Source organism: Paenibacillus sp. CAU 1782, assembly GCF_054551715.1.
Window position 1 is genome coordinate 1,732,265 of sequence record NZ_JBTOLL010000001.1, and the last position, 26,551, is coordinate 1,758,815.

The 26,551-nt window shown below is 50.3% G+C and carries 26 protein-coding genes and 1 riboswitch; of the genes, 10 read left to right on the forward strand and 16 right to left on the reverse strand.

What is annotated here, in order from left to right:
* Positions 1 to 133 precede the first annotated feature (133 nt).
* Complete coding sequence (locus ACX93W_RS08245; protein ID WP_459391813.1) at positions 134 to 1,468, reverse strand: ABC transporter substrate-binding protein; 1,335 nt, start codon at positions 1,466 to 1,468, stop codon at positions 134 to 136.
* A gap of 306 nt (positions 1,469 to 1,774) precedes the next feature.
* Between ACX93W_RS08245 and ACX93W_RS08250 the strand changes: the two genes are divergently transcribed.
* Both ACX93W_RS08250 and ACX93W_RS08255 read left to right on the forward strand, forming a co-directional pair.
* Positions 1,775 to 3,553 (forward strand): sensor histidine kinase, encoded by a 1,779-nt coding sequence (locus tag ACX93W_RS08250; protein ID WP_459391814.1) that lies wholly within the window; start codon positions 1,775 to 1,777, stop codon positions 3,551 to 3,553.
* 3 nt (positions 3,554 to 3,556) lie between these two features.
* On the forward strand, positions 3,557 to 5,173 hold the full coding sequence (locus tag ACX93W_RS08255; RefSeq protein ID WP_459391815.1) for a response regulator: 1,617 nt from the start codon (positions 3,557 to 3,559) through the stop codon (positions 5,171 to 5,173).
* A gap of 207 nt (positions 5,174 to 5,380) precedes the next feature.
* Here the strand turns inward: ACX93W_RS08255 and ACX93W_RS08260 are convergent, their stop codons facing one another.
* From ACX93W_RS08260 to ACX93W_RS08270, 3 genes are all read right to left on the reverse strand, one after another.
* Positions 5,381 to 6,130, reverse strand: coding sequence for a sugar phosphate isomerase/epimerase family protein (locus ACX93W_RS08260; RefSeq protein ID WP_459392035.1), 750 nt, complete (start codon positions 6,128 to 6,130; stop codon positions 5,381 to 5,383).
* Between the two features lie 65 nt (positions 6,131 to 6,195).
* Positions 6,196 to 6,987, reverse strand: coding sequence for a CPBP family intramembrane glutamic endopeptidase (locus ACX93W_RS08265; protein WP_459391816.1), 792 nt, complete (start codon positions 6,985 to 6,987; stop codon positions 6,196 to 6,198).
* 114 nt (positions 6,988 to 7,101) lie between these two features.
* Positions 7,102 to 7,686, reverse strand: coding sequence for a TetR/AcrR family transcriptional regulator (locus ACX93W_RS08270; protein ID WP_459391817.1), 585 nt, complete (start codon positions 7,684 to 7,686; stop codon positions 7,102 to 7,104).
* Between the two features lie 271 nt (positions 7,687 to 7,957).
* Between ACX93W_RS08270 and ACX93W_RS08275 the strand changes: the two genes are divergently transcribed.
* Positions 7,958 to 8,452 (forward strand): hypothetical protein, encoded by a 495-nt coding sequence (locus ACX93W_RS08275; RefSeq protein WP_459391818.1) that lies wholly within the window; start codon positions 7,958 to 7,960, stop codon positions 8,450 to 8,452.
* 289 nt (positions 8,453 to 8,741) lie between these two features.
* Here ACX93W_RS08275 and ACX93W_RS08280 read toward each other — a convergent pair whose 3' ends face one another.
* The 9 genes from ACX93W_RS08280 to ACX93W_RS08320 all read right to left on the reverse strand — a co-directional run bounded on the left by ACX93W_RS08280 (position 8,742) and on the right by ACX93W_RS08320 (position 18,487).
* The gene (locus ACX93W_RS08280) at positions 8,742 to 9,197 is read right to left on the reverse strand and encodes a hypothetical protein (protein WP_459391819.1); all 456 of its coding nucleotides are present in this window, start codon (positions 9,195 to 9,197) and stop codon (positions 8,742 to 8,744) included.
* Between the two features lie 322 nt (positions 9,198 to 9,519).
* On the reverse strand, positions 9,520 to 11,601 hold the full coding sequence (locus ACX93W_RS08285) for a class I SAM-dependent methyltransferase (RefSeq protein WP_459391820.1): 2,082 nt from the start codon (positions 11,599 to 11,601) through the stop codon (positions 9,520 to 9,522).
* 46 nt (positions 11,602 to 11,647) lie between these two features.
* Positions 11,648 to 12,241, reverse strand: coding sequence for an adenylyl-sulfate kinase (gene cysC / locus ACX93W_RS08290; RefSeq protein WP_459391821.1), 594 nt, complete (start codon positions 12,239 to 12,241; stop codon positions 11,648 to 11,650).
* A gap of 99 nt (positions 12,242 to 12,340) precedes the next feature.
* Positions 12,341 to 13,216 carry an STM4011 family radical SAM protein gene (locus ACX93W_RS08295; protein ID WP_459391822.1) on the reverse strand — a complete coding sequence of 292 codons (876 nt, stop codon included), beginning with the start codon at positions 13,214 to 13,216 and terminating at the stop codon, positions 12,341 to 12,343.
* On the reverse strand, positions 13,213 to 14,550 hold the full coding sequence (locus ACX93W_RS08300; RefSeq protein ID WP_459391823.1) for an STM4012 family radical SAM protein: 1,338 nt from the start codon (positions 14,548 to 14,550) through the stop codon (positions 13,213 to 13,215). The genes ACX93W_RS08295 and ACX93W_RS08300 overlap by 4 nt, the downstream gene beginning before the upstream one ends.
* Positions 14,551 to 14,564: 14 nt before the next feature.
* Entirely contained in the window at positions 14,565 to 15,350 is a 786-nt protein-coding gene (locus tag ACX93W_RS08305) for an STM4013/SEN3800 family hydrolase (RefSeq protein ID WP_459391824.1), read from the reverse strand.
* A 176-nt stretch (positions 15,351 to 15,526) separates the two neighbouring features.
* On the reverse strand, positions 15,527 to 16,774 hold the full coding sequence (locus ACX93W_RS08310; RefSeq protein WP_459391825.1) for an STM4014 family protein: 1,248 nt from the start codon (positions 16,772 to 16,774) through the stop codon (positions 15,527 to 15,529).
* 13 nt (positions 16,775 to 16,787) lie between these two features.
* Positions 16,788 to 17,633 (reverse strand): STM4015 family protein, encoded by an 846-nt coding sequence (locus tag ACX93W_RS08315; RefSeq protein ID WP_459391826.1) that lies wholly within the window; start codon positions 17,631 to 17,633, stop codon positions 16,788 to 16,790.
* Positions 17,634 to 17,920: 287 nt separating this feature from the next.
* Positions 17,921 to 18,487 carry a GNAT family N-acetyltransferase gene (locus ACX93W_RS08320; RefSeq protein WP_459391827.1) on the reverse strand — a complete coding sequence of 189 codons (567 nt, stop codon included), beginning with the start codon at positions 18,485 to 18,487 and terminating at the stop codon, positions 17,921 to 17,923.
* 113 nt (positions 18,488 to 18,600) lie between these two features.
* On the opposite strand from ACX93W_RS08320, the gene ACX93W_RS08325 reads away from it, so the two are divergent.
* The 3 genes from ACX93W_RS08325 (at position 18,601) to ACX93W_RS08335 (ending at position 20,500) form a co-directional block, all read left to right on the forward strand.
* On the forward strand, positions 18,601 to 19,293 hold the full coding sequence (locus ACX93W_RS08325) for an aminotransferase-like domain-containing protein (protein ID WP_459391828.1): 693 nt from the start codon (positions 18,601 to 18,603) through the stop codon (positions 19,291 to 19,293).
* An 84-nt stretch (positions 19,294 to 19,377) separates the two neighbouring features.
* On the forward strand, positions 19,378 to 19,980 hold the full coding sequence (locus ACX93W_RS08330) for a bifunctional transcriptional activator/DNA repair enzyme AdaA (RefSeq protein WP_459391829.1): 603 nt from the start codon (positions 19,378 to 19,380) through the stop codon (positions 19,978 to 19,980).
* The gene (locus ACX93W_RS08335) at positions 19,970 to 20,500 is read left to right on the forward strand and encodes a methylated-DNA--[protein]-cysteine S-methyltransferase (protein WP_459391830.1); all 531 of its coding nucleotides are present in this window, start codon (positions 19,970 to 19,972) and stop codon (positions 20,498 to 20,500) included. The genes ACX93W_RS08330 and ACX93W_RS08335 overlap by 11 nt, the downstream gene beginning before the upstream one ends.
* Before the next feature lie 57 nt (positions 20,501 to 20,557).
* Here ACX93W_RS08335 and ACX93W_RS08340 read toward each other — a convergent pair whose 3' ends face one another.
* A complete protein-coding gene (locus ACX93W_RS08340; protein WP_459391831.1) occupies positions 20,558 to 21,166 on the reverse strand; it encodes a DNA-3-methyladenine glycosylase family protein in 609 nt (202 codons plus the stop codon).
* Between the two features lie 242 nt (positions 21,167 to 21,408).
* Here ACX93W_RS08340 and ACX93W_RS08345 point away from each other — a divergent pair, with 242 nt between their 5' ends.
* The 4 genes from ACX93W_RS08345 to ACX93W_RS08360 all read left to right on the forward strand — a co-directional run bounded on the left by ACX93W_RS08345 (position 21,409) and on the right by ACX93W_RS08360 (position 24,041).
* Positions 21,409 to 22,104: a Crp/Fnr family transcriptional regulator gene (locus ACX93W_RS08345; protein ID WP_459391832.1), complete on the forward strand. Its 696-nt coding sequence runs from the start codon at positions 21,409 to 21,411 to the stop codon at positions 22,102 to 22,104.
* A gap of 101 nt (positions 22,105 to 22,205) precedes the next feature.
* A complete protein-coding gene (locus tag ACX93W_RS08350) occupies positions 22,206 to 22,439 on the forward strand; it encodes a DUF2249 domain-containing protein (protein WP_459391833.1) in 234 nt (77 codons plus the stop codon).
* A gap of 200 nt (positions 22,440 to 22,639) precedes the next feature.
* Positions 22,640 to 22,963: a hypothetical protein gene (locus ACX93W_RS08355; protein WP_459391834.1), complete on the forward strand. Its 324-nt coding sequence runs from the start codon at positions 22,640 to 22,642 to the stop codon at positions 22,961 to 22,963.
* A 253-nt stretch (positions 22,964 to 23,216) separates the two neighbouring features.
* The gene (locus tag ACX93W_RS08360; protein ID WP_459391835.1) at positions 23,217 to 24,041 is read left to right on the forward strand and encodes an ion transporter; all 825 of its coding nucleotides are present in this window, start codon (positions 23,217 to 23,219) and stop codon (positions 24,039 to 24,041) included.
* A gap of 119 nt (positions 24,042 to 24,160) precedes the next feature.
* On the opposite strand, the gene ACX93W_RS08365 is transcribed toward ACX93W_RS08360, so the two are convergent.
* Both ACX93W_RS08365 and ACX93W_RS08370 read right to left on the reverse strand, forming a co-directional pair.
* Positions 24,161 to 25,153, reverse strand: a complete 993-nt coding sequence (locus ACX93W_RS08365; protein WP_459391836.1) for a DMT family transporter — start codon at positions 25,151 to 25,153, stop codon at positions 24,161 to 24,163.
* Between the two features lie 125 nt (positions 25,154 to 25,278).
* Positions 25,279 to 25,427, reverse strand: a riboswitch (FMN riboswitch).
* 185 nt (positions 25,428 to 25,612) lie between these two features.
* Positions 25,613 to 26,506: a LysR family transcriptional regulator gene (locus ACX93W_RS08370; protein ID WP_459392036.1), complete on the reverse strand. Its 894-nt coding sequence runs from the start codon at positions 26,504 to 26,506 to the stop codon at positions 25,613 to 25,615.
* Positions 26,507 to 26,551 lie beyond the last annotated feature (45 nt).

Genomic DNA, 26,551 nt, shown 5'->3' on the forward strand with positions numbered 1-26,551 from the left:
CTTCCTGTAAAAAGGGATTCCGAAGAAAGGCGAGCCGGGGCGTGCATGCAAACCCTATCCTCTCGGATTTTGCATACACACCTTTGAGCCCGCCCCTCCTATCGTGGTCTTTTTTTAGGTTCTATCCAAAGCTCTAGTTTTCTAAAACCAGCTGAACGCGAGATTTCATATCCGCCAAGCCTTGGTCGATGCTTGTATTTTTGGTCATGATGTTATCGTGTGCTTCGTTCAGGATCACTTCAATATCCGCGCTTTTTTCATGCATAGGCATTTCCAGATACGTTTTGGTCGTTCCCAGCGCTTCCCTGCTGTTTTCGTCACTCGGGAAACCTTCGATCGACGCGATGGAGCTCACGACCTCGTCGCTCTTGATCGCAGGAATCGTGCCGGTGGCGGCAATGACGGCCGCGCCTTCTTCGCCTGTTACAAACTTCATGAAATCCAGAGCCGCTTCCTTGTTTTCGGATTTTTTGTTGACGGCAAGGGACGTGATCGTGCCAAGCGTTGTACCGGCAGGAACGCCGTCAGGATGCGGATATTTCACGATGCCCCAGTTTACGGCTTGCGACTCTCCGCTTTTTACTTTTTCGATTTGGGTCGCGATAAACCAGCTGCCCATATTCAGCATGGCGATGGAATTGTTGTAGAATACGCCGGAATAATGCGTGCTGGATGTTTTGAGCGTAGCGTAATCCATAACGATGCCGTCTTCCTGCTGCTTCAGAATGCGCTCATAGGTTGGCTTCAGGAAATCGTAGTCGCCGTCGACAACGGTGTTTTTGCCATCCAGAATGCCGAACAATTGCACCGCGCTGCGCCATGTATGATAATGCGCTCCGTACACTTTTTCAACGCCGCTGCCGGAGGTGAGTTGCCGTGCCAGTTCATCGTATTGGTCCAATGTCATGTCATTGGTGGGATAAGGTACGCCCGCATTGTCGAACAGATCTTTATTGTAGTAAATCAGCCAGAAGTCGCTGCGGAAAGGAAGCGCATACACTTCATCGTTCACTTCGATCTGCTCAACCGTTCCGCCGTAAGCGGCTTTATCCACGCCTTGCTCTCCGATGAAGCCGTTCAGCGGTTCCAGATGATTCTGCTTGACGAGGTTGGCATAACCCGGAATGTCCTTGATGGTCAGCACATCCAGATCCGCGCCGCCGGAGAGCTGAGTGCTCAGCATCGTCATGTAGTCCGTTGAGCCAAGATCCACATATTCAATGCTTACGTTGGGCTTGATGGCCTTGTAAGCGTCAATCAGCGGTTGGTAGTAGGCCGTTGCTTCCCAGTCCCACAGCGCCCATTTTAATGTAACCGGGGCATCGCTTGGACTTTCGGAAGCGCTTGCAGTAGTTTGCGATGTAGGTGCGGTCGAAGGTGTAGCGCCATTGTTGCCGGAGCATGCCGCCAGTGTGCCCACCGACAGCGCTGCCGCCAGTGTAAGACCCGTCAAACGTTTTAATTTCATGTTTTAACTCCCCTTTTCGCTAAATTCGCTCTTCATTGAAAATTCTAATTCTTTTTTTCTGGATTTGGGATGCAATTTCCAACGCTCAATCTGTATTTTCAAACGTATTTTACCCCCTTCGCCCCCTGCAACCTGTAAAATTCTACGTTAAACATGCACTATCGTTTGTTGTTCCCCGCGCCGCCTGCCCCAATCTGCCCAAAAGCGATCAGGATATGCTATTATACCAATGTAAACGCTTTATAAAGGTTCGCTACTTTTTGAACTCGTACTTATATGGATTGTTCAAGTAACCGAGGTGAAGCAATGTTCCGAAAATCAACGATCAAAAGCCGGATTATTCTGATCATGACCTTGTTGGCGATGCTGATTGCGGCGATGCTTTCCTATTTCAGCTATGAAATGATCTCTTTCTTTCAGCGAAAAACGACCATCCAGGCGACCGAGTTTAATTTGCAGCTTGTCTCCCATATTATCGATCAGGATTTGACTAGCATTTATGGCTTGGCCATGCTCTGCAGCACGAATTCCGTGACGAACTCGCTGATCGCAAACTATTTTCAATCGCCTGAAGCCAGCCCAAAGGACGCCATTAATGTATTTGCTTCCATGCAGGAAGCCTATCGGGTCAATCCGTCCAACGCCTATATCCGGCGCTTGATCGTCACGGACCATAACGGAAAGTTTCTGCAGGTCGACAATGCGGGGGGCGCATCGTTGCCGATCAATACGCACAATATCAACCAATTGCCGGGGCTGACGGAGGACGCCATGGAGGCGTGGGCGCAGGTCGTTCGCGACCCTTTTTCCAATTCGGACGGCATCCCTATCATTTGGCCAATCTACGGTGACGGCGCATCCCGTATCGGCACTGTTTATCTGCTGGTCAATACATCGGTTGTCACCGATAAACTGAAGGGCTACGCCTTGCCTTCCGACGGCCAGTTGCTGCTATTAATGAATGATCGTAATTATCAGATTGTGGACAACCGGATCCTTCACGTCACCACCGATTATAACGAAAGACAATACGTGAAGGATACCCCTACCGGGGCAAAAACAGGACTGAGCCTTGTAAACAGCGGCGGAGAGGAACGTATTGCCGTCTCTTACCCCGTCCGCGAAGGCGTGGATTTAAAACAGGTTTTATCCGGCAAGCAGCTGGCGAAAATGTACGATTTCTGGATTTTGATCGTTATCTGCGTCTGTCTGCTGGTGCTTTTGCTGAGTGCGATCATAACGCTTTATTTGACCCGAACCATCAGCTTGCCCGTCGAAAAGCTCAAAAAAAGGATGGACAAAATTGCCCAAGGTTATTTTTCCGTCGATAGAGGGATTGAATGGAACAGCGAGCTTGGCGATGTCGGCCGCGGCATTAACAAGCTATCGCGCGATGTGCTTGCCCTGATGGAAAACCGGCTGGCCGACGCCAAGCAGAAGCAGGAGCTGGAATACCGGATGCTGCAGTTCCAGATCAGCCCTCATTTTCTGTACAATACGCTAAACTCGATCAAATGGATGGCCACGATCCAAAATGCGACCGGCATTGCTGAGATGACAACGGCGCTGTCCAGGCTGCTTCGCAGCATTTCCAAGGATATTCGCAAGGTGGTCCAACTCCGGGATGAGCTGGCTTTGCTGGAGGATTACGTGCTGATACAGAAATACCGGTACGGCAACAAAATACAAATGGAGCACCACATCCGGAATGAAGCCTTGCTGGAATGTCCCATTCCCCGCTTCTCGCTTCAGCCCCTGGTGGAAAACGCGATTTTTCACGGCATTGAGCCAAAGGGCAAAGGGGTAATTACGGTATCGGTTGCGAGGCGTGATGACGGAGATATCGAGGTTGCTATAAAAGACGACGGCGTAGGAATGACACAGGAGCAAATCGGAGCCATTTTGTCCGGGCCGGCGGCCCCGTCTTCAGGCTTGCTAAGCAACATCGGATTGGCCAGCGTACACGAACGGCTGCGGCTTGCTTTTGGCGATAAATACGGCTTGCGGATAGAAAGCGAGCTGGGGGGTTATACCGTCATGACGCTGGTGCTGCCGTTTCAATTCAAGGATGAACAAGGGGGATGAACCATGATCAAGTTGCTGATTGCCGACGATGAAGCATTGGTCTGCATCGGGCTTCAATCCATGTTGAAATGGGAGCAATTCAATATTGAAATCGTCGGGATTGCTCATAATGGCGCGCAGGAAGAGGAAATGATAGATCAATTGCAGCCGGACATCGTCATCACGGATATCAAAATGCCGATCAAAACCGGTCTGGAGGTGGCGGAATCCGTCCGCAAGAAACAAGGCCGCCTGCCGTTGTTCATTATCCTGACCAGCTATGAGGAGTTCCAATACGCAAGAGCGGCCATCAAGCTTCAAGCCACTGACTATCTGGTCAAGCTTGACTTGACGCCTCAATCTCTGGAACGTTCCATCAGGAAAGCCATTGACGACATTCATGAATACAAAGTTATGGAAGAGCAGCCGGTGCTGACTTACCGAAGCAATCTTCAGGAGCAGCGCGACAAGTTTTTTATCCGGCTGTACAATCATTTGTTCGAGAGCAAAAGCCATTATCAGCTGCAAAAAGAGGATCTGGAAATCACATTCTCCGAGCCCGCTTACGCCGTCTGCACGTGCCGGATTATGGGACCCGACAGCATCCCTCCGCGCGGCGACAAGCTCGTCACTCTCTGCTCCAGCACCATTCAGCTAGCGAAGGACACCTTGCTGGCGGCCGGTCCCTGCCATGTTACAGGACTTGATCTGCGCAATTTTGCCATTACGCTGCCTCTTCCCGGCAATGATCCACGCTTGTGGATTCCGGAAACCCGCAAGCTGCTGGAGGATATGGCGGCAACGCTGCATCGTTATTTTAATGTTACAGTCATTGGCGCGGTTGGTTATGCGGTGGAAGACCCTTACCATCTGCGGGACAGCTACCTGGCTGCTCGCAAGACGTTACCCGCTGCGATCGAAAGGAATAGCTTTGTTTTTTGCGGCCACGGGGAAGAAACCGAAGGGTACGTTCAAACGCCCGCCCTTTTTGATTTTTCGGCTTACAAAAACGACCTTCGCAGAGCTTTTGAGGAGATGGACACAAGCACCTTGCATGCTGTAATTACCAGCCTGATCCAAACGTTTCAAGGGCGTCCCGAGCTTTTTGTTCAGGCAACGGATGCCGCCTGCAATATGTTGTACATGGCCACCTCTCTCCTAGCCGACGGCGAAAATCTGGTGGAGCAGATTTTTGAGAAGGAAGCGGAAGGGTATCGGGAGCTGTACCGCAAAGGCTCCATCGAAGGCATTGTTGACTGGCTGGCGCAATTCAGGGACGGCTGCTGCCATCTGCTGTCAAGCCGCCGGAATACGTATAAGGAGCAGGTGGTCAAAAATGTTCAGGACTACATTAAACGAAACCTGGACCACAAGCTTTCCCTGAATCAGGTGGCGGATGTTTTCAACTTCAGCCCCAATTATTTGAGCCATCTGTTTTCCAAAATCGCTAAGGTCAATTACGTTGAATACATTACGGAGATCAAAATTGCGGCGGCCAAGGACATGATGCTGCGGGGTGAAGGGCGAGTCTACGAAATCTCGCAGAAGCTGGGGTACGAAAGCTCATTTTATTTTAGCAAGGTGTTCAAAAAGGTGGAGGGCGTGTCCCCCAGGGAGTTTATGGGGCTAAAAAGGGGTTGACCGAAAAGTCTGATGTGATTAATCATTATTCAGAAAAACCGGCCCCTCCCGGATATGGGTGTCTTTAGCGGAAAAAAGCGGACAGAAAACTCGTCCTCAAGACACCCTTTCCCCTCCGGTCCTCCCTGCTGAATGAATAGCCCCTTTGTTTCTTGCAGGGTGGTTTTTTGGAACACTGCTTCTTGGACTGTTCCATTGTTTTGCTGCCTACATACCCAGCTTTTGTCTCAACCAATCCGCGGATTGCTTCATATAGCGGGATTGGTCTACGGAATCGAAGTGTTCGATTGCATAAATGCCTGTATATCCGCTGTTGTTGAGCCTGTCCACGATATCCGCCAGCGGGAGGCATCCCTCGCCAACCGGTGACGGGTACAGCTTCGTACCGTCTACGCAAAGCTTAGGCGTTCCTCCATTCCCTTCGTCCAATGAACGGTCCTTGCAATGCACATGCACGACATGATTCCGAAGCTTGCCATACGCTTCAAGGGCATCCTCCCCGCGATAAATAAAATTGCCCGTATCAAAAGTTAGGCGCAGTCCCGGAACGGCATCCAGAATCCATAACAGCTCATCGCTATTGGAGAACGGAGCGCGCACATCGTCGAAGTCCTCCATCGTCACGGAAACTCCCAGCTTTGCGCCATGCAGACACATGTCATTCAGCGCATCAGCCATGCCTTTCAGCGATGCCTTTCTCTCCTCCGGCTTAACGTCCGATTCGATAAAGCCCGGAATCACAAGCACCTTGCCGGCGCCCAGTGCAGCGGCCGTATCCAGAAAAGCCAAGCCGGGAGCGGAATCCCGCTCCTCGCCAAACCGGAAGAAGCCGTATACACAGGCAACGCCTATCCCCGCTTCGTCCAACAATCTTTTCAAACCTGCTATGTCCTGAGATGCTGTGGCATAATCAAGCTCAACCGCTTCAATGCCGTAGCTGCGAACCTCTTTTAACATTTCCGGCAACGATAGTTCCCTTTGCTTTGCTGCAACCTCAATGTGATGAAAAAAGACGGAAAGCCTCATGCAACAGTCACCTTCTTGATTTTTTTCCATAAGTATACGCTGTAAGCCAACATCAGCACAATCTGAATAATCACGGAGATAAGAGCAGGCATTGTGATTTCTCCAACCGTAACATATCCAATGCAATCATGAATGAAGTGCCAAAGAATAACGGGAATCAAGCTTTTGGTCAAAATCACCAGCTCGGCGCATACAAAACCAAACAGTGCGGCAAACACGATCTGAAGGCCCGTATAGGTCAAATCCGCCCCGCTGACTACATTGACAAGATGGACTACACTAAACAGCACGGAAGAAACGATAGCGGCGTAACGGATGCCTTTTTCGCTAAGACGCTTAAGAATCAGTCCCCGGAAATAAACTTCTTCATTAATACCAACCATCAAGGTAAACAGAACAACGGCAAGAACATAACCCATGGACAGATTTTCGCGGAAACCCGGCAGGAAACTAAACGCCTCTACTGCCAACAGCGGAAGGAACCAGGCCGCGTTAGTCTTTGCCTGCTTGGTCATTCCCGTAAAACCGTATTCTTTCAACGAATAGGACGACTTGGCCATCAGAGCGATACCGACCGCTGCGGACAGGAAGGTAAAGCCCGCCTGTATCAGAATAGCTGGAGTCGAAATCGAATCCATTTCCATGATGGTGACGATAACACCGGCGGCTACAGGAAAGATCAGAATCAGCAGGGCGTAAAAGATTGAAGTCGGCAAAACACGTCTCTTTTTCCCGTTAGGCGTTGTCATTTGTGCGTTTGTTTGAGTGGTTGTTGTATTGGTTGTCATTTTTAGTGCTCCTCGTTGTTTAATGTGGTGTGGCGCTCATCGTATCAAAGCCGCTTCATAATGAAGTGGAATTTCTATTTTTCCAGGTTTAAAAGCGAATCCGGAAATCTGTTTTTATCCATCTGGTTTTGGAGACTGCTTGCTTTTCAGGTACATGTTCAGACTTAAAAACGTGTCTTTCAGAATGCCTTCCGTTTCATCTTTGTCCAGATCAAACTTATTGGTGGCCGTCAAAGAAGCAATGCCGTGTGTGATGAGCCATGTATTCACAAAAAGCTTCCGGGCGGATTCCATCTCAAGTCCGCTTTGCGCCGCAATCATGCCAACTACGGCGTCGTTGTCATCGCCTTGAATCATGTCGAACACGCTTTTCACCTCGTATTGCTCGGACATAAAAAGCAGCTTGAACAAGTTTTTTTCCTTTTGCGCAAAATCAATGTAGGCTAATCCGATTCCAAGAAAAGGATTGGGATGGTTCATGCCTTCGTTCAGATGTTTCTCGTAAGCGGCTTCCGCTCGCTTGTATAACTCCAGTTTAAGCTGCTCCATATTTTCATAGACGCGGAATATCGGTTGAGTCGAGCAGCCAAGCCGTTTCGCCAAATCACGTGCATTGACGGCTTGGATGCCGCTCTCTCGCGTTAATTGAAAGGCCGATTCCGCGATTGCTGCTTTTGTAATTTTGATCGCCGGCGGCACGGGCAACACCTCTCCTTCTATATATCCTTTAAATAACGCTTGTTATGTAACTCATGTAATTTAATATAGGGTATTTTTTCCTGTCTGTCAACCCTAAAATGCAAATTATGATTGATGGCGCATATAGTACTGAAGCAACGGTTTTTATAGACTGGATTCATTTATGAAAAAAGCACCTTGAGGCGTTTACTGGAGGCATGATAGGGTTAAGAACATGTAGAGAACTTTCCTCCGGGGAGGCTGTCAACCACACAAATTAGGAGTGATTATTGTGAAAAAACCGATTTTATATATGATGAGCACGGCGGCGCTAGCTGTGATGCTGAGCGCTTGCAGCGGCAACGCAGGGGACTCTGCGACACCCGCCTCCACCTCGGAACCAACATCCCAGCCGTCAGCTGTTTCGACTGAACCCGTACAGGAGACGGGCAACGAAAACGTCAAGCTTCCCGAGCATCTCCCCTCGGACTTTCCGATTCCGACTGATGCCGTAATCGACACATCTCAATCCTTTCAGGAAGACGGCAAAAAAGGCGCAATGCTGATTTTGAAATCCGAACAGGATATGGATGGCATCGTAAAGATGTATAAGGATTATTTTGATAGCCTGCCGCTGAACGATGGCGTTCAAACAATCGACGATCGAAATATCATTATTCAAGGCGAGGATTCCGCTAAGGGACACTCATGGTCAATCATTGGAGGCAAGCTGGCATCATCGGATGACAAGATAATTGAATTGACTATAACCTGGAGCGAATTGTAACTTATCGGATCAGGCAAAAAAAAGGGGCTGTCCGAAAAGTCTGTTATGGACAATAATTATTCAGCAAAATCGGTCCCTTCCGGAAAAGGGTGTCTTGGAAGCTCAAACATTTTTGTCCGCTTTATTTCGATCCCATTTTTAGTGGATAAAAGCGGACAAAAAAACTCGCCCTCAAGACACCCTTTCTCCTCCGGTCCTCTCTGCTGAATAATTATTACTTCCGCTTGACTTTTCGGACAGCCCCTTTTTCCATTAGTCGTTCTATTCTTTTGCAGGTCTAAAGTCTCATTTATACCTGGCCAAGCATGATGAGAATTACGCTTGCAAAAAAGATATAGGCAACACATGCAGCCGCGCCAACAAGGAGCGACAATACGATTTTGGCCGCAACGGGAAGTTTGGACTGGAAAAGTTGTATGTTCAGAACCATCGCAAGAGCGCCGAACAAAGCGCCAAGAAATCCGCCCAGGAAAATAATAGCCAACGGAAGAACGGATAATACCCATTCGTAAGCCTTGAGCGGTCTGGCGATTTGCAGGTCGTGTCCATCCAGCATAGCTTTTGGAATACCGCTGAACGCCCCTCTTGTAATAGTCAAATGTCTGGGTTGGTTGTTGACTTGCACCTGGTAGCCTTGTTTGGAATACGGCTGCAGAATTCCGTTGATAAATACTTTTACCTTGCCGCCAAATCCATTGGCTAAGGAGAGCTTTGTATGCTCGTCCAGCATCATTTCGTGTTTCACCTTAATAGCTCCTTAGTTGTCATTTTTCAATTCCTGTTACATTAATCGTCATAATTTCAATTTCAATGAATAGGACTTGGGAACCATTTTACATTATGTTACAAATTTAATGAGATATATTTACATATACCATCCGATATCAGGGTTTGAAAACCCTTTTTACGGACTTCATTCGGATATGATTAACATTCCTATTAAACGATATTGCATGTGTTTTCATTTGGCAAACATGACAAAAGAGACCGTTCATCCTTCCAGACGGATTAACCCGTTACCAGAGAGATGAACGGCCTTTTAACCGTTACTCCATAAAGCTTAAGCCTCATTGCCGTTTTTCAATAATCAGAAGGCACGTGCTATGCGGCAGCGGCGTTTCGTTCCCATCACCGTCGTACAAACGAACCTTGTCTTGCAGCGCCTCGGTGTATCCCTCCTGCAAATAGGCCCGGCTTTCCAAAATGACGGCTTCTCCGCCAAACAGATCATGAACCAGCGCCTTATATTGGCTCAAAGTCAAATAGCCGAATTGCTCCTGCACCTCATGGACGTAGGCTTCTTCCCCCCATGTATAGGTGTACAGAAATTCCATTGCGTCGTTGACCGGCATAACAGCTTCGTTCGGGGCTATTTTGCTGTACTGAATAGCTCTCCCCTTAAAGTCCCGGCTATATCGCTCCAGCCAAGACATGCCGTCTTCATGCAAAAAAACAATTTTCCTGACACTGTCCGGCTCGCTCATGACGCCGTCTCGGATCAGAATGCGCCCGCCGGGAGCCAATGTCCGGAATGCGCTTTGCAATGCGGCTTCCACTGTGCGAAGGTTGAATTTTGACCCCTCATAAGGAATGTAGGAATACAGCTCATGCAGAATGGATGAAAAGATAACTGTATCCGCACCGCCTTCTCCCAGCAGCTCGTCCAGTTTAAGCGCGTCGCCTTGCCGCACTTCCCAGCATCTGCCCTCAAGCTGTTTTTTTCGGGCCAGCGCTTCCACGACATTGGCGGCAATATCAATGCCAAGAGGTTCGACATGCGGCAGCTCGTCCTCAAGCAAATCAAGCAACACGCCGCCGCCGGGACCGATATCCACAACCTTGCGTCCCGTCACATAATTCAGAAGCACCCGTTTGTAATCCACCGAGCTATTCATATCGGACAAATACGTTTCTTCATTATGAAAACGGTCATAGGCATCCCTGCGCAAACCAAACAAGTCAAACAACATCAATACCGCCTGCTCGTAAAGAGGCGACTTTTCAGCCTCCATGCAAAACTCGATCAATTTTTCCGCAGCCGGCGAAAAAACAAACCTGATAAATAACGTATCCGGCGCGCCGTCCTGCCGCTCCAGCTTGAGGTCTAGATGCCGACCTTCCGCTTCAAGCTGAGGGGCAGACACCGATCCGCTGATTTTGGCGTCTTCACCGTTTAAGTAGTGCTCGATCATTCTCAGCTTGTAGACATTAATTTTTTTGACTCCGCGATAGTCATAATACATGGAGGCCATCGTCTGCTCCAGGCTGATATGCCGGATATTCGCCAGTCCCGGCTCCGCCGCGATCAAGGTCATGATTTTCAAAAAATGACCCAATGAAAAATGCTGAAGCGCGGGTTCGGCATACCAGAACGTTTTATTCTCCAGCGGAGCAAGCTTGCGCCCCAGCCCCTCCTCAAGCTCCAGCTTGTCGAAGAGCGCATCGAAATTTTCGCCCTTGCTAATCGTTGCAAGACGCATTCGCTTAAAGCGGTCCCGCAGATCATCCGGCACCCCGCAGCCATGGCGGGCGATGGTAGCGATGATGGCGTGCGCCTCCGGTTTCGTTTGTTCCCACAGCTCGGCGGAAACGGCTCCGATGACGCAATAAGCCAGGTTATCCAGCACGTGGGCAAGCTCTCCCGGTGTCAGCATGCCGGTTTGCGCTAGCCTGGACAGCAGAAGTCCTTCCGAAGCCGGCACTTCTCCGCGGATTTGCTGGCCCACCAGGCCATGACCTTCGATGAGCGCAGCAACGATTTTTGCACGGGGCGATCCAGCTCCGTTGATCTTCCGGTACAGCTGAGCGGAACCAATATTATGGACGCGGCAATTGATTCCCTCTTGCTGCCAAAGGATACGCTCGCGCAACGTTCCGCCTTTGGACGTCTCGCACCAGATCAGCACCTCCTCCAGCAGTTCCTTGATCCAGAAGGAAAGGGGAAGCTGGTTAAGAAGGGCCAAAGTCCGCTCCACGTAGTCCAGCACATGATTGCCTTCGGCAAGCTCGCGCAGCGACTGAATCCGCTCTACATTGACGATTCGTTCCTCCGCGCTAATCAAATACCGCAGCCACGGATAGTTGGCTTCATCGCCCGAAGATAAGCCGTTGATGCGGTATCTTTGAATAGCTTCTAATGATTCTAGCATCTATTATGCCTCCCTGATCATGGGTTCGCAGTGCTTGCCGTTCAGCCTAGCTTGGATCATGCGCAAGACGCAGCAACGCATTAACGCATTCCGATACCGTCTGCTTTGCCGTTTGGAGCACCAGTTCGGGATGCTCCGGCGGCTCGTAAGGATCCGATATGCCGGTGAATGCGGTAATTTCCCCGCGGCGCGCTTTGGCATACAAACCTTTGACGTCGCGCCTCTCGCACTCTTCCAGCGGACAATCTACATATATCTCGCTGAAATTCGGCAGCGCTTGCCTTGCATATTGCCTCATTTCCCGGTATGGGCTGATAAGCGATACAATAACCGTCACTCCATGCCGATTCAGCATATCCGCGAGATAGACGGCTCGGGCGATATTTTCAAAGCGATCAGCCCGGCTAAAGCCCAATTCGGAGCCTAACCTCTTCCTCAGCTCATCGCCATCCAGCCACTCCACGGCTACCCCCTTGCTTCGGAGCGTTTCTGCCAATGCGGAAGCAATCGTGCTTTTCCCCGCTCCGGACAGTCCGGTGAGCCAAATGGTTTGACCGCGGCCCAGGTTTTCCACACCAGATTGACCACGACTTTCTGCAACAGAGATAAAATCGATACTCGTGCCACTTTCATGCTTCATTTTTTAAGGCCCCTTTTTTCAGCTCGACACCATAATTAACACTTGCCACGTTGTGAAAATGCAAAAGAAACCTGCACCAAACTGGTACAAAACGAGTAACTAACCCCTGACTGTGCCGGCATTTGCTGCCGGATTCCGCTCCAGCAAACCTGAGCCGTACACCTGCTTAAGCTGCAGCTCCGGCATATGAATGTAGCCGATATAGCAATCGCATGCTTTCATCCCGCAGGGTCTGTCGGCAGATAAACCCTCCAGTCCGTCCCGATACAAGTTGCCGATGACCCGTCTGTCTTTGTAGCAGCGTTTGACCAGCCCCGCTCCTTGTACGTAAAAAACGCTCCGGCCTGCATGACATGATTTGCCGTAGCTGTCGTAGTCCACTACGTTCAGACTGAATAATGGATCGATGGAGCGGAAAGACGCCAAATCCTCGTCGCTGTAATAATTGGGCTTGTCCTTGTACGCATTTACCCAGAGATACACATCGCCGGGCAGCTTTTCGCGAAGGGATGCAATAGCGGGATAAGCGCTGTTAAGCCCAACACTGCCTACGCTAAACGGCACGCCAGCCTCATATACTCTAAGGCATTGGGCCAAAAACTTCTCTTCGCTCACCTGCCCGGGATGGTAGGTAGCCCATAATGCCGTTTTGTTGGCATCCAGCTTTTCCAGAAAAGCCAGATTCGCCGATAGATTGGTTTGGATCGCCACTTTATCCACATGCTCCATATGGGACAGCTCCGCCATCGCATCGCGGTACCAGCGGTGAACCAAACCTTCCCCGTACGGGTTGAAGAAAATGGAAAGGGAATGGCCATTGCTTCCCTGCTCTCGCGCCCAGCCCACGAATGTCTCAAGCTGCTTCTTGTCTTTTGCCAACGTTTCCGCGCTGTCTCGCGTTTTGCCGAAGGGACAATAGGGACAATCATAATTGCAGGAGGAAAGCGACCCACGGTAATACACCACCGCATTCATGGCAGCACAAATCCTTCCATTCGATTTCTAATTTCCCCGGAAATAAACCAGTCGCCGATGGAGTCGGAATAACTCATCCCTTCAGCCGTCAGAAGCAGCGCTCCGTCTTCCACCCCTGCCAGCCCTGACTCCGCAAGCAGACGAAGCTCTGGAAAATCATCCATCGGCAACGATCCAAAGCGGCTTTCGTAATGATTTAATGCAAGGCCTTCGGCATGCAGGATCGCTTTTAAAATAAACCGCCGTTTCTGCTCCTGCAGCTCCAGTACGATACCGTAATCGGCATGTTCGTAAGACTTCGCCGCCACGTAATCGGCAATAATGCTTTCCGTCGCTTTGCGGCTGACGCCATAGCGGGAGGAGTAATGCACGCCCCGCGTATAGGAGCGTGCTCCGCAGCCAAGACCTACCATCCCTTCCTCCTGGCAGCTGTAGTCCAGAAGACGTTTTCCGCTGCCCGGCGCGGATATTTTGGCAAAACGGCGCATGGAATATTGACGGTAGCCGCTCCGAAGCAGAAGCTCTCTTGCCGCCGTATAACAAGCCAGCCGGATATCGGAATGTTTGGCGATTTCTCCCGGCTTAACGATGGTATGCTCCCGCGTATACAGCGGATATAAGAAGATTTCCTCCGGCTCATAACGCAGCGCCTCGCCAAGAGAATAAAGCCAGCTCTCGATGCTTTGCCCAGGCAGGCCGTAGATCAGATCCAGATTCAGAATGGGAAGATTGTACTGTCGCAGCAGCTCCAGCGCTTTGTAGACAATTTCCGGCTTTTGCGGTCTGTAGATCGCTTCGGATTCTGCCGCAACAAAACTCTGGATGCCCATGCTGACCCGGTCGGTTCCGTTCCTCTTCAGTACATCCAGCTTTTCCTCGTTTATCGTTTCCGGGGACACTTCAACGGAAATGGACACCGTCTGAAGATCAACTCCCATTCTATCAACCGCAATGCGGAACAGCCGTTCCAAAAGCTCCGCAGAGAGCAGCGTCGGAGTTCCGCCGCCAATGGCGAAACGGGCATAGGGCTTGCCGGCAATCAATTTTGCCCATTGCTCGGCCTGCCGCTCCAGCGCATCCACATAACGGACATGGACATCATCGCGCTTGTCAGGCAGCGTAAACAGATTGCAAAAGCCGCAGCGCGCTCCGCAAAAAGGGATATGCATATACAGAAAATAAGATTCAGCCGGCTCATCCCTCCACAGCTCTCCAAGAGACAACGGCGGGTCGATGCTCTGATATGACGTTTTGTGAGGATAGGAATATAAATAAGAGCGGTAAGGGTTAGCCGTGATATAGTCCCTTAGCTCGGAATGTGTACTTGTCGTCATGGCCCTCCTCCTCTCTATAGAAAAAATTCGCGGTAGGGAACGTCCCAAACCGTTTCATGGGCCAACCGGTGTCCATGATAACCATCTTCGCCAAAGGCTTCTCCATGATCCGAAAAAGCAAGGCAAAATACTCGATTTCCCCGCTCCCGAAAAGCTTGGAACAGCCGCCCCAATTCGCCGTCCGCATATCGCAGCGCCGCACGCTGGGTTTCCACGGAATCCTTGTGCGCTCCTTCAACATAGAGATGGCTGGGGCCATGAATGGCGGATACATTTATAAACATAAAAAGCCGCTGGTCGAGTGGCGTCGCTTGGAGCAGCTTAATAGCGTGATTGACCTGATTTTCCGTGGAACGGGCATTGGATACGCCAAAGTTCATTCGCCAGTAGCTATGCTGAAAATAACCCGGGAGCACCTTCGCAAGCGGCACTTTTTTGCTAAAAAAAATAACGCCGCCGATACATACTGTCTTATACCCCTCGGCAGCCAAGCCTGAAACAACGTCCGGGGTATCGAACAACCAGGTATGGGGATGCGTTTTCAAACCCGTACGGCTGGAATGAAACAGCCGGATATGCCGCGATTTGTCCGTTGTTGCTGGCGTTGGCAAAAACCCGCCAAAAAAAGCATGATGCGCCGCATAGGTAAAGCTGCCCGGCGTATGGCGCTTCTCCCAGGGGCCGCTGCCGCACAGATTGGGACAATTGGCCTCCTCCAGCACGGCGGCGTCATACCGAAGCGTATCCAGCGTAATCATTAAAATGTCATGTGTGCCTACAACGGCGTTCATATCCGTCATGTTTTAAGTCCACCTTTTGTGTAATGATGCAAAAAAACAGGAATCATAAAAAACCTCTGTCGAGGCCATATCAGAATGGCGACCGCATGTTGCGGAACTTTTTTTCGCCGGTATGGAATTGATTTTCAGCCAACCCGAAAACATGACGATTCCTGTGCGGAGAAAAGACGGCGACTTCATACGCCGCCGCTTCGCCCGAACAATAATGACATTTCCCATTCATAGGGGGTCAGCCCCTCATGCCGCACGCCATAGAGCAAATCGCCAAAGGGATTAACATCCGCCACATAACAGCGCTGCGCGCCTTCCGATACAAGCACGTCAACGCCCATTGAAAAAGAAGCCGGGAAAACCGCTGCTGTCTGCCGGGCGATACACTGCACTCTTTCCTGAACCTCGGGGGACAACCCCGCCTCGGCAGGATTCAAACGCTGGCTTCGCAAATGCAGATTAGTGACCGGCGTTTTACTGGCACGGACAACGGCATGACCGGCTTCTCCTCCCGCTACAAGCTGGCGAATATCGCAGGCTTGTCCTCCCACGCGGCGTTTGGCTATCCATTGTTCCGCGTGAGCGCCATGGCGGTACAGCCAATTCACAATAGCTGCGATTTCCCCGCTGTCCGTATAACGCTTCAGCTTGCCGCTGTTGTAGTAAACAGGAGGGCGCGTCACATAGCTCTCTACGCCAATGGTCGTCATGGCGATCTCCGCGCCGGTAACGGGATTAACCTGGTAGGCAATAACGCCGGAAGCCGCGGAACCGGAAGCCAGCTTCACAAAAACGCGATGGACCCCTTCCGCTGCCATCGCCTCCCGCAACAATTCATAATTATCGGGAGGCGTTTCTCCGCCGATGGTTCGAGGCACAGCAACGCCGGCTCGGGCAAGCGCCTCCTGCGTTCGGCGTTTGTCCGTCATCAGGGCGATGTCCTGCGGATCATTCAGCCATCGCGCTTCCGGAAGCGCCGTCTTGACTTCGCGCCGCAAACTTGCCAGCAGCCTGCAATATCCGCGGAACCATTGGCCGGGATGATGCAGCACGCCCGGAAGCTCGGGCAGCCGCAGCGCGGACGCGGCGCTCAGCGGAGACAAATGGGGATGATCGGGAAGAGGATGCAGCGCATCGTCTACCTCCCGCGCAGCATCCGGCGCTCCCAGCGCAATTAGCGCTTTTTCGATCTCGAAGCTGCCGCCTGGCGATTCCATTCGCAATAACGGCGCTCCGCTCAGCCCGCGCGCGGCTTTTTCCAGTACGCCTTCTCCCCCTAGCGCATCGGCAAAGGGAACAATGACGGCGGGCGGAAGGGATAGCTTATCCAGCGCGGACTGTATCCCCTCCGTACGCCTATCCCCCGGCTGCCCGATAACGATTAGAGGCCTGACTTGTACGGAAGACAAACCGCCTTCCGAATTTTTGCTCATTCCGATAATCTCGTTATTCCGTGATGGAAGGATAACGCCAGTCCTCCTCCTCGTCGATATCCTGCTGATCGCTGACATCAACCGGAAGACCGCTAGCCTGGAAACGGTTCACCATATCATCCGTCATATAATGGTAGTTCAAATCAAGCTTTTTCAAACCTTTGATGCCAGAGCTGGACAGAAGCGCTTCGCCGCCTTTGTCGCTAAGCGTGCCAAGAGACAGATCCAATGTCTCCAATTGGCCCAAAACTTCATGCTGGCTCAACGCAATTGCAATCTCGTCCTGCAGCTCGCTATTTTTCAAGCCCAAATAAGTCAGCTTGGGGAATTTGCCCGGAGGAATAACGGACAACACATCCTCCAAACCTCCGTCAAAGCCATAATCTTCAACGCCGAGATACAGCTCCAGCTTGCGCAGATTCGGCAGAGTGGCGCCGGCTATGCTTTTTAGCACTTTTTTGGGCAAGCCGCCCGATATAATAATGAGTTCCTCTAATTTGTCGTGCTCAAGTGAACTGAATTCCAATTCGTTGCCGCCTTGCGCCGTTAGTGATTGAAGCTCGGGAAAAGCGGAGAGCAGCGGAGACAAATCGGATTGAATAATCCAGGAAATCTCGCATTCCTCGGAGCTCATATCTCCGATAAACAGTTTGCGAAGCGAAGGAAAACTTGCACTGTGCTTAACCAGTGCTTCTACTGTTTCCTTCGAGCTATTCTCGAAGGAATGGCCCCACTCGCCGATAATAAGGCTGGTCAATGCAGCGCCTTCAGGGGAACCCGCCAGTTGTTCGATTTCATCTTCAACTCGTTTTCCATCTTCAAATTCCTCATAATCTACCGAAAGCTTCAATTCCGTCATGACTTTCCCTCCCGAAAAAATATACTTCCACAATCTACCCTATCACCTGAGTCAAGACAGAGTCAAATCGCCCCCGCCAACCTGCCAAATGCCAAAAGACGCTTTCAGCACCGCTAATATGCATTAGCAGAAAACGCCTAAATTGGCAATCCGATAACAGTCTCATTTTATTGTGTTGCGTGCATCTCTTTCAAAGCTCTCCTAAGCCTTTTTCAAGTCTTTTTCAAGCCTCTTTCAGACCACTTTCAGCTCAATTCCGCTTGCCGCCCGCTTTGTTCGTTTTGCAACTAGGCTTTCCGCCCTATTTTTCTGCTCTCCCGATATTCATCCTCCAGAATGCTCATCAGAATGGAATCGTGGTAGGCATGATTGTAGTACAACGCTTCACGCTGGATGCCTTCTTCTCTAAAACCAAGTTTTGCGTAAACATGAGCCGCCCGTTTATTGTAATCAAACACATTCAGCTCGATCCGATGCAGGTTCAAGACGCCGAAGCCATAATTCAGGAGCAGATCCATCGCTTCGCTTCCATACCCTTTTCCCTGGTTGCCATTACTAAAAATCGCGATTCGGATATTGGCGTTGCGGTTTCTGGGATCGATATCCTGAAGAACGATATCCCCTATGAGCGCATCATCTTCTCTTCGGGCAATCAGGAGCAATACCGTCGAGGAATCCTCCCGCTTTCCTTCAAGATAAGAAACGATTTGCTCTCTCGTAAAATACTTTTGCGTACCCGTAAGCCTTCTCGTTTCCGGATCATGCAGCGCTTGTAAATACCAATCGACATCCTCTGCCTCAACGGGCCGCAAATAGACGGATGTCCCTTCCAAAAATCGTATCGGTTTTTTCATAGTTGTTCCTACCTTCTTGTTTCATTTTTGCGTATACTTAAAGCTATCACGAAACTGACCACTAATAAATATACAGTTTGCTGCTGCACTTCTTGACACTGATGCTGAAGGATATGCCCCGTATATTAGCCGCGGAAAATCCCTGTTACCCGCTCATCCCTCAAGCTTTTCGGTCGGCAGGTTATACCGTTGTTCCACTCGACATTACAGGTGCGGGAACCGGGGTTGCAATTCCCCTCATTTCTCCTGAAGGGCATCTCCAACTGGAGGCGGATGCCAATGTCGTCTATCTTGGCGGAATGCCCCAAGCGTTGGCGCCGGAATTGTGCATTCATTATATGGTGCTGCCAAAAGCAATGCTGCCCGCCTTTCGCAGTCTGGGCCAACAATCGATGTTTGAGCCCTCTTCCCCGCGAATCTATCAGCGCGCGATGGAGCATTTTATTCGCGACGGCCATTTTGAACGCCATATCCGGCGGATGAGAAATGTTTACCGGCGAAAGATGAATTTGCTAAAGGAAGCGCTCAGCCGCTCTTTTGGCGGAAAAGGCGATGTCGATATTGCCGTAACTGGCCTTCATCTCGTTATGACCGTAACGTCACGCTGCTCGGAGGAGACATTGACGGAAGCTGCCAAACAGGCAGGCATTCGAATTGCTCCGGCTTCTCCCTATACAACCGGCCATCGCCATCGGGAAGACGGCTTCAAGCGCGAGCTGCTTATTGGCTTTGGCGGAATCCCGGAAGAACATATCGAAACGGGCGCCTCAGCGTTGGCCCAGATACTCCTTCCCCTTTTGCTATAAACGTTTTGCGATCTTGCTATTCCATTTGAAAATAAACACGAACGTCAACTCGGAGGTTATACTGGATGGGAGGAGGCGACAACGATGGAGAGCTGCAATGATGGATTGGAGAAAAGACTTTCGGACGAGCAATGGCAGGCGGTTGCGGCCAATGACAAAAGCTATGACGGTTCATTTCTCTACGCTGTCAAAACAACCGGCATTTTTTGCCGGCCTTCCTGCAAATCGAGAGTGCCGAAACGCGAAAATGTAATGCGATTCGATGATGCTTCCCAAGCCTCAGCCGCCGGATTTCGCCCCTGCAAACGGTGCAAGCCAACCGGAACGGCTTTGCCGGACGAAGAATGGATCGCCATCGCGGCGGATTATATAGACCGTCATTATGATGAACCTTTGACACTGGAGGAGTTAGCCGCCGTTTGTCATGGGACGCCTTACCATTTTCACCGCACCTTCAAAAAAATCAAAGGAGTAACGCCCTTGGCCTATATGCAAGCCCTTCGCCTTTCCCGCGCAAAACATCTGCTCTTAACGACTGACAATCCGGTCGCTGGAATCGGCAAAGAAATCGGCTGGCCCAATGCGCCTTATTTTATAACCGTATTCAAAAGGCTGACGGGGCTGACCCCTGAAGCCTATCGCATGAACCACAACAAAAGACAGGAGGTTGATTCTGATGAATGCTAACCTAAACATGCCGGCCATCCAGTGGTCGCTGCTGCGGCACGGAGACTGGAATCTACATCTAGCCGCAAACGAAGCGGGATTGTGTTTCATCGGTTCGCAAGACGCCCCATTAGAGGAACTTCAGCAATGGTTGGTTTCCCGCTATCCCGGGCGGAACCTGGAGCAAAATGACAACACGCTGGAGTCCCATGCCAATGCCCTTATTTCCTATTTGGACGGCAGCATCTTACAGCCTGAATTAAAGCTGCATCTAAAGGGAACGCCGTTTCAGGAAGCGGTTTGGCAGGCGCTTTGCGACATTCCTTACGGTCATACCCGCTCCTACTCCGACATTGCGGAAACCATCGGCAAACCAAAAGCGGTGCGCGCAGTCGGAACGGCAATTGGCGCCAACCCGCTGCTGATCGTTGTTCCCTGCCATCGCGTTATCGGTAAAAACGGTGCGTTAACGGGATACCGTGGCGGAATGGAGATGAAAACAAAGCTGCTGGAGCTTGAACGGGGAACCCGCCGATTATAGCTGATTGCGATTATAGCTGCGAGCTGCCTCCCGGTCCGTGCCAGTCATACGGGGCTGTCAAAGCGACAGCGCCCACAGGTAAAGGGAAGCAACTGTGCCGTAAGGCGAATAGTTGGCCAAATAGCGCCGAAAAGCCTCTTCGTCCAGCTCGGACAAGCCGTACAGTCTCATCATCCCTCGCCGGATGGCGGCATCGCCAAAGCTGACCACGTCTTGACGCCCCAGTCCATGAATAAGCACCATTTCCGCTGTCCATCGTCCAACTCCCTTGATACCCGTCAAACGTTTCAAAATTTCCTCGTCCGGTAAACGTTGCAGCTCCTCCATCGAAAAATCTCCGCTTTCAATTTGGGTAGAAATCGTATAAATCGTTTCTGCTTTTTTCATCGTTAATCCGCAGCCCTTAATGGTCAAGACCTCATAGCTAGCCAGATTGGCTGATGTGATGTCGCCCAACTCTTCCGCCATCCGATTCCAGATCGCATCTGCCGCCTTCACGGATATGAGCTGGCCGACTATCGCATAAACCAACGCTTGGTAAGGATCAGGCATGACGATTCTCTCTATGCTGCCAAGCTCCTCGATAGCCGCTCCAAGCTTGGGGTCATTTGCCTTCAAATGCTGGATTTCCGTCATGCCGTAATGAAACATTTTTTTATGCTGCATAATCCATCCCGACTCCCTCGGCGAGTTTTTTGCCAATCGATTGCTGTTATCTCTCTAATCATTTATCTCTCTAATAGTATACGCCAATCATTACGCCCGAAAGAATTTTCGGAATGAAAGGGCAAGAATGTGAAACTTCGCCTGTGATTTGTCCCGGCAGGTTGCGACTGCAACCGCAATGGAGCTTTTTTTCCAGTATAATAGCATTACAGAACCATGCCAGACTGGAAAGGAGCAACAAAATGAATCTTGAGTTCATCATTCCGTTTCTTCGCAAAACAAACCTGTTTCACGATCTCAGCGAGCAGGAATTGGAGCGGGTTGCGGAAATCGCCATCTCTCGGCGCATACCAAGGCGTTCCATCATCTTTACGGAAGGCAGCGAGAAGGAATGCGTATATTTTATTCAAAAAGGGCTGGTCAAAACGTTCAAAACGGACGAAAACGGCCATGATCAAATTGTCTCCTTCTTGTCGACAGGCGACATGTTCCCGCATATCGGCTTTTTCCATCCCCATCCCTATCCTGCAACCGCGGAAGCCATTGTAGATTCGCGACTGCTCGCCATTCCGGTGGCTCAATTCGAAACGCTTATGCTGAACAATCTATCTATCGGCATTAAAATGATGACCGTGCTGGGCGATAAAATCCGGGAGCTTCAGGAAAAAATCCAGGGTTTGACGGGGCAGGATGTCAAACACCGCGTCATCACGCTGCTGCTGCAACTGGCAGATCAACTCGGCAAGTTCAAGGACAACATTTGCGTCATCGATTTGCCCATGACCCACCAGGAGTTCGCCAATTCCGTCGGCACAACCCGCGAAACGGTAAACCGCCTGTTAAGCCAGTTGAATAAAGAGGAACTGCTGGAGGTTAGCCGCAATCAAATTATTATTTTTGACCTTCGCGGATTGAAATCTCAGATCGGTTCCAGCTAACCCGCCTAATTGGAAAATATGTGACACGGCTCACAAAGCCCACCCTGCTCCTGTCTTATAATGAGGGAGCAAACCAAACCTAACACCGGGAGGAATTAACAATGAGCCAATTCGCTGCTACCGTTAATGCGACTGAATATCCGCCACAGCTCAAGCATAAAGTGATTTTCGAAACCTTCAACAATCTCGAGCCAGGTGAAGCTATGCTTCTGGTCAATGACCATGATCCTGTGCCGCTTCGTTTCCAATTCCAATCCATGCATCCTGAGAAGTTTACATGGGAATACATTGAGCAAGGTCCTGAATGGTTCCGCGTCAACATCGGCAAGCTTTAAAAGGTTGTTCAAAAAGTCCGCTTTCCATTACGAAGCATTACTCGTGTCATGGTCAGCGTCGAATATGGCATTCAGCCGAAATCTCCGGTGCTCACTTAGCTTTCACTAAGCTCCGCTCCTCGATTTCTAGCTTCAAGCCATCTTCTCGGCACTGAAAACCGAACTTTTTGAACACGTATTTTATGATTGGGGCGAAGACCATGGCAAATGTTACGATTATCGACCCGCGAACGATCCGAATCAAGGTTGGCGTAGAAGATGCAATTACGATGGTACAGGAAGCGTCTCGCAGCGTAGTCGATTATGCCGACGAAATCGTGACCATCTATGAAAAAATGCCTGAATTTCAATTCGTCCATTTCTGCTTTTATGCCTATGACAGCGCCAGATTATTCGAAGGCATGCTGGAAACGGACCCTAAACAATACACCTCGTTTTCCCTGGATGCGCCGGATTCCTTTTTTTATGCGCTATACGGCGGAATGGCGGGATTGTATAACGAAGCTAAACAAATTCAGGGTTAATACAGAGTAGGCAATCAAAAAAGCCCCGTTCCATTTCACTGATTACAGTGCGATGGATGGGGCATTTTTTACGGGACAAAAAAACCCGCCCCCAAGACACCCTTTCCCGTCCGTTTCCTCCCTGCTGAATAGTTATTCATTCCACACGACTTTTCGGACAGCCCCCAATTTCACTAGAATCCGGCATTTTGATCTGGTAGAGTAAAATAGTGGTATTCCATCAGTCCACTATCCCAGAAACGGAGGGTTTTGCTTGAACCTCGGCAAGTTTATTGATTCTTCCCCGTTTAGAAGTTGCGTGCTTTTTCTTATTTTTATTAATGCGATCCTGGTTGGCCTTGAAACCTATCCCGCCGTATACGAAGCCTATTTCCCATGGATTTATTGGATGGACCGGCTGCTGCTATGGGCGTTTACGTTGGAAATCGTGCTGAGGATAGCCGTAAACAGGGCGTCCTACTTCAAGGATGGCTGGAATGTGTTCGATTTTGCTATCGTGCTGAGCGGACATCTGTTTGCCGGAGGATCTTTCGTAACGGTTCTGCGAATATTGAGGGTGCTGCGGCTGCTTAGAAGCATATCCGTTATGCCGTCCCTGCGGAGATTGGTTAACGCGCTGCTGATGACATTGCCTTCGTTGTGGAACATTTCATTGCTATTGTCTATTCTTCTCTACATTTTTGCCGTTGCCGGAACGATGATGTTTGGACATGCAATGCCGCATCTGTTCGGTTCTCTTCACGCCTCCTTGCTGACTCTGTTCCAGATTATTACGCTGGATTCCTGGTCAAGCGGCATGATGAGGCCGCTTATGGAGATTTACCCTTGGGCTTGGGTCTATTTTGTTTCGTTTGTATTGTTTGGCACCTTTATCGTTATGAATTTAATCGTTGGCGTTATTGTGACCAATCTGGACAAAGCCAATGCGGCGGATGAGCCAGATAACGTTATCGCCAACGAAGCTCCGTCTGCACAACAATCCGAAACCTCCAAGGACCAGGTTGAGCTGGCTGCACTGAGAGCCGATATTGCGGAGTTGAAAGAGCTTGTAACCCAGTTGTCCAAAAAAACAGGCTGAAGCATTGGCCAGAGCAGCAGGTGCTCGTGGCTCAGCTTCAGCCGGATTGCTTCAATAAAGAATGTGAATCGGTTCGCATTTATGATAGAACCGGATAGCCGAGATGTCACAGACAGGGTTTATATCGCCGCCGCTGTAGCGCTTCGTTCCGGCTTATGCTCCCGCTCCGGTTGGAGAATTCCTTCCTTCTGCCGAGAGATAATAAGCAGCGTTGCCCAAATGAGAACAAATCCTACAATTTGCGTTACGGTAATAACCTGCTGGAATACAGCAAAGTTGATCAAAACGCCAACCATTGGGAAGCTTAATTCTGCCAGCGTTGCATAGGAAGCTTTGATGGCGCTTAAGCCTTTATAGTACAGCAGCAGGCTAAGCAAGCCAGGTAGCAGCGCCTGCAGCAGCAGGTTAAGCCCAATCAGCGCCATTCCGCCCGCTTCGCCCGGAAGCGCCCATATTTGGCGTTCCCCCAAAACAAGAGCCAACAGCAACGGCAGCGCAAGGATAAATCGCAGCGACGTCACCGCTTCATAATTCAACACGCCCAGCAGATATCGGCCCATTACGGTCGAACCACCCCACAATACAGCCGCGCCAATGGACATCAGGCTGCCGGCTTGAAGCATCTCGCTCATATTGGAGAAAGGCAGCTTAAAGCCGAAGGTTAGCAAATAGGTGCCCGCAATCGCAACAATGAATAACATGCCGAAGGACTTGGGCAGTTTTTCTTTAAGCAGCCATCTGGCCATGAGAATGGCGAACAAGGGCTGAAGCTTTTGCAGCAGGAGGACCGAATTCAAATCGCCGGATTCAAGACCTTTTGTGAACATCACCGTCGCCAGCGCCGAACCTCCCCAGGAAATAAAGAGCAGCGCGCCGACATGACGCAGCCGGAGCTTGCTCAGCTGTTGCCGGTGCTTCCACAAGACGGGAGCCATAAACAACACCAGAATAACATGCTCCAGAAGAGCGATTTGAGTCGATGTAAGATGGTCCAGCAGAAGCATGCGGAACAACGGATCGACGCCCCACAGCGCGGAGCCTAGCACAACAAACCAAAATGCGGGTTTGACGGCCTGATTTTTGAAGATGGGTAAAGACATCATGTTGCTCATGGTTGAATGCTCCTTTTCGTGCATCCAACCTTCAGGGGTTGTCGTATTCCAAGAAAAACCCCGCATCGCATCGAAAATGCGAAACGGGGCTAGCCAAATAAACATGCCAAAGGCATATTCAAAATGGCGATCTTCTCCCATCCGGACTTTACCGTCGGCCTTGGATTCTCACCAAGTCAGTCCCTTTGCCAATGTTGGCTTGGCTTAGGGAGTCGCGGGCTTCGCTTCGCAGCTTCACCGCCGGTCAGGAATTTCACCTGCCCCGAAGATCAGTATGCTAATCAGTTGATTAATTAGTAAATTCTTAATGACTTAAGACAACTATATGCTTCATCAAGTCCTGAGACTATGATGATTATCACACCCACATTAGAAAAGTAAGTAGCGATGTTATTTTCATATCATAAGTGGAGCGAGGCTCCTTGTCAAGGGCTTTTAATAAATTCCTTTTATTCTTACCTATTTTGTCGGGTTAAAGAGTTGTTCCCTTGCAAAGGACAGCCATTTTCGGGCGGCAAAAGATAGATATCCTTCCTTCCGCCATATCATGACCAGCCGCCATGGAATAAGCGGTTCGGTCAGTTTGACGACGCTGACCGCGCCAGGGGCAAGCTGCTTGCAGATCGTTTCCGGCAGCATCGCGATGCCCAATCCCGCCGCCACCATTCCGCCGATAAAATCCCACTGCGAGCTTTCGCAAACGATATCCGGCTGGAAACCTGCTTCCCGGCATGCTTCCAGCATTCGGTCATGCAGAGTGAAATCCTGCCGGAACATAATAAACGGCTCCGCCGCCAGCTCGGATAGCTTGATTTCGCCTCTACCCGCCAAGGCATGGCCTGCAGGCAATACAACCTGAAGTTTTTCTTCTACTACAGGAAAAGAATGAAACTGATCTTCTGGAGCCGAGAGCAGCACCACTCCCATATCCAGCTCGCCCTCGGCAACGGCGGATTGAATCCTTTTGCTTCCATCCTCTAGTATACTTAGAGAAATGCCGGGATGGTGTTCGCGAAACCGCCGAATAACGGATGGAAAAAAGTATGCCCCCACCATAGGAGGCAAACCCAGGCTAATGCTTCCCTTCTGCAAGCTGACAAGCTCCGCCAACCCGTTTTCGATCTCCTCCAACTGGTCCACTATTTTGCCCGCGCCTTGGGCGATCACTTTCCCTGCATCTGTAAGCGCAATTTCCCGGCCCGACCGGATAAAAAGCTGCACGCCAAGCTCATCCTCCAAATTTTTCACAGCTTTGCTGATCGTTGGCTGGGTAATATGAAGACGCTCCGCAGCTTTGGTAAAGCTCTGGGAGCGTACAATTTGCAGCAAATATTGAAGCTGGCGAATATCCATTTTTCCAATTGGCCCTCTCTCATAGACAAATGGCATAATTTTTAT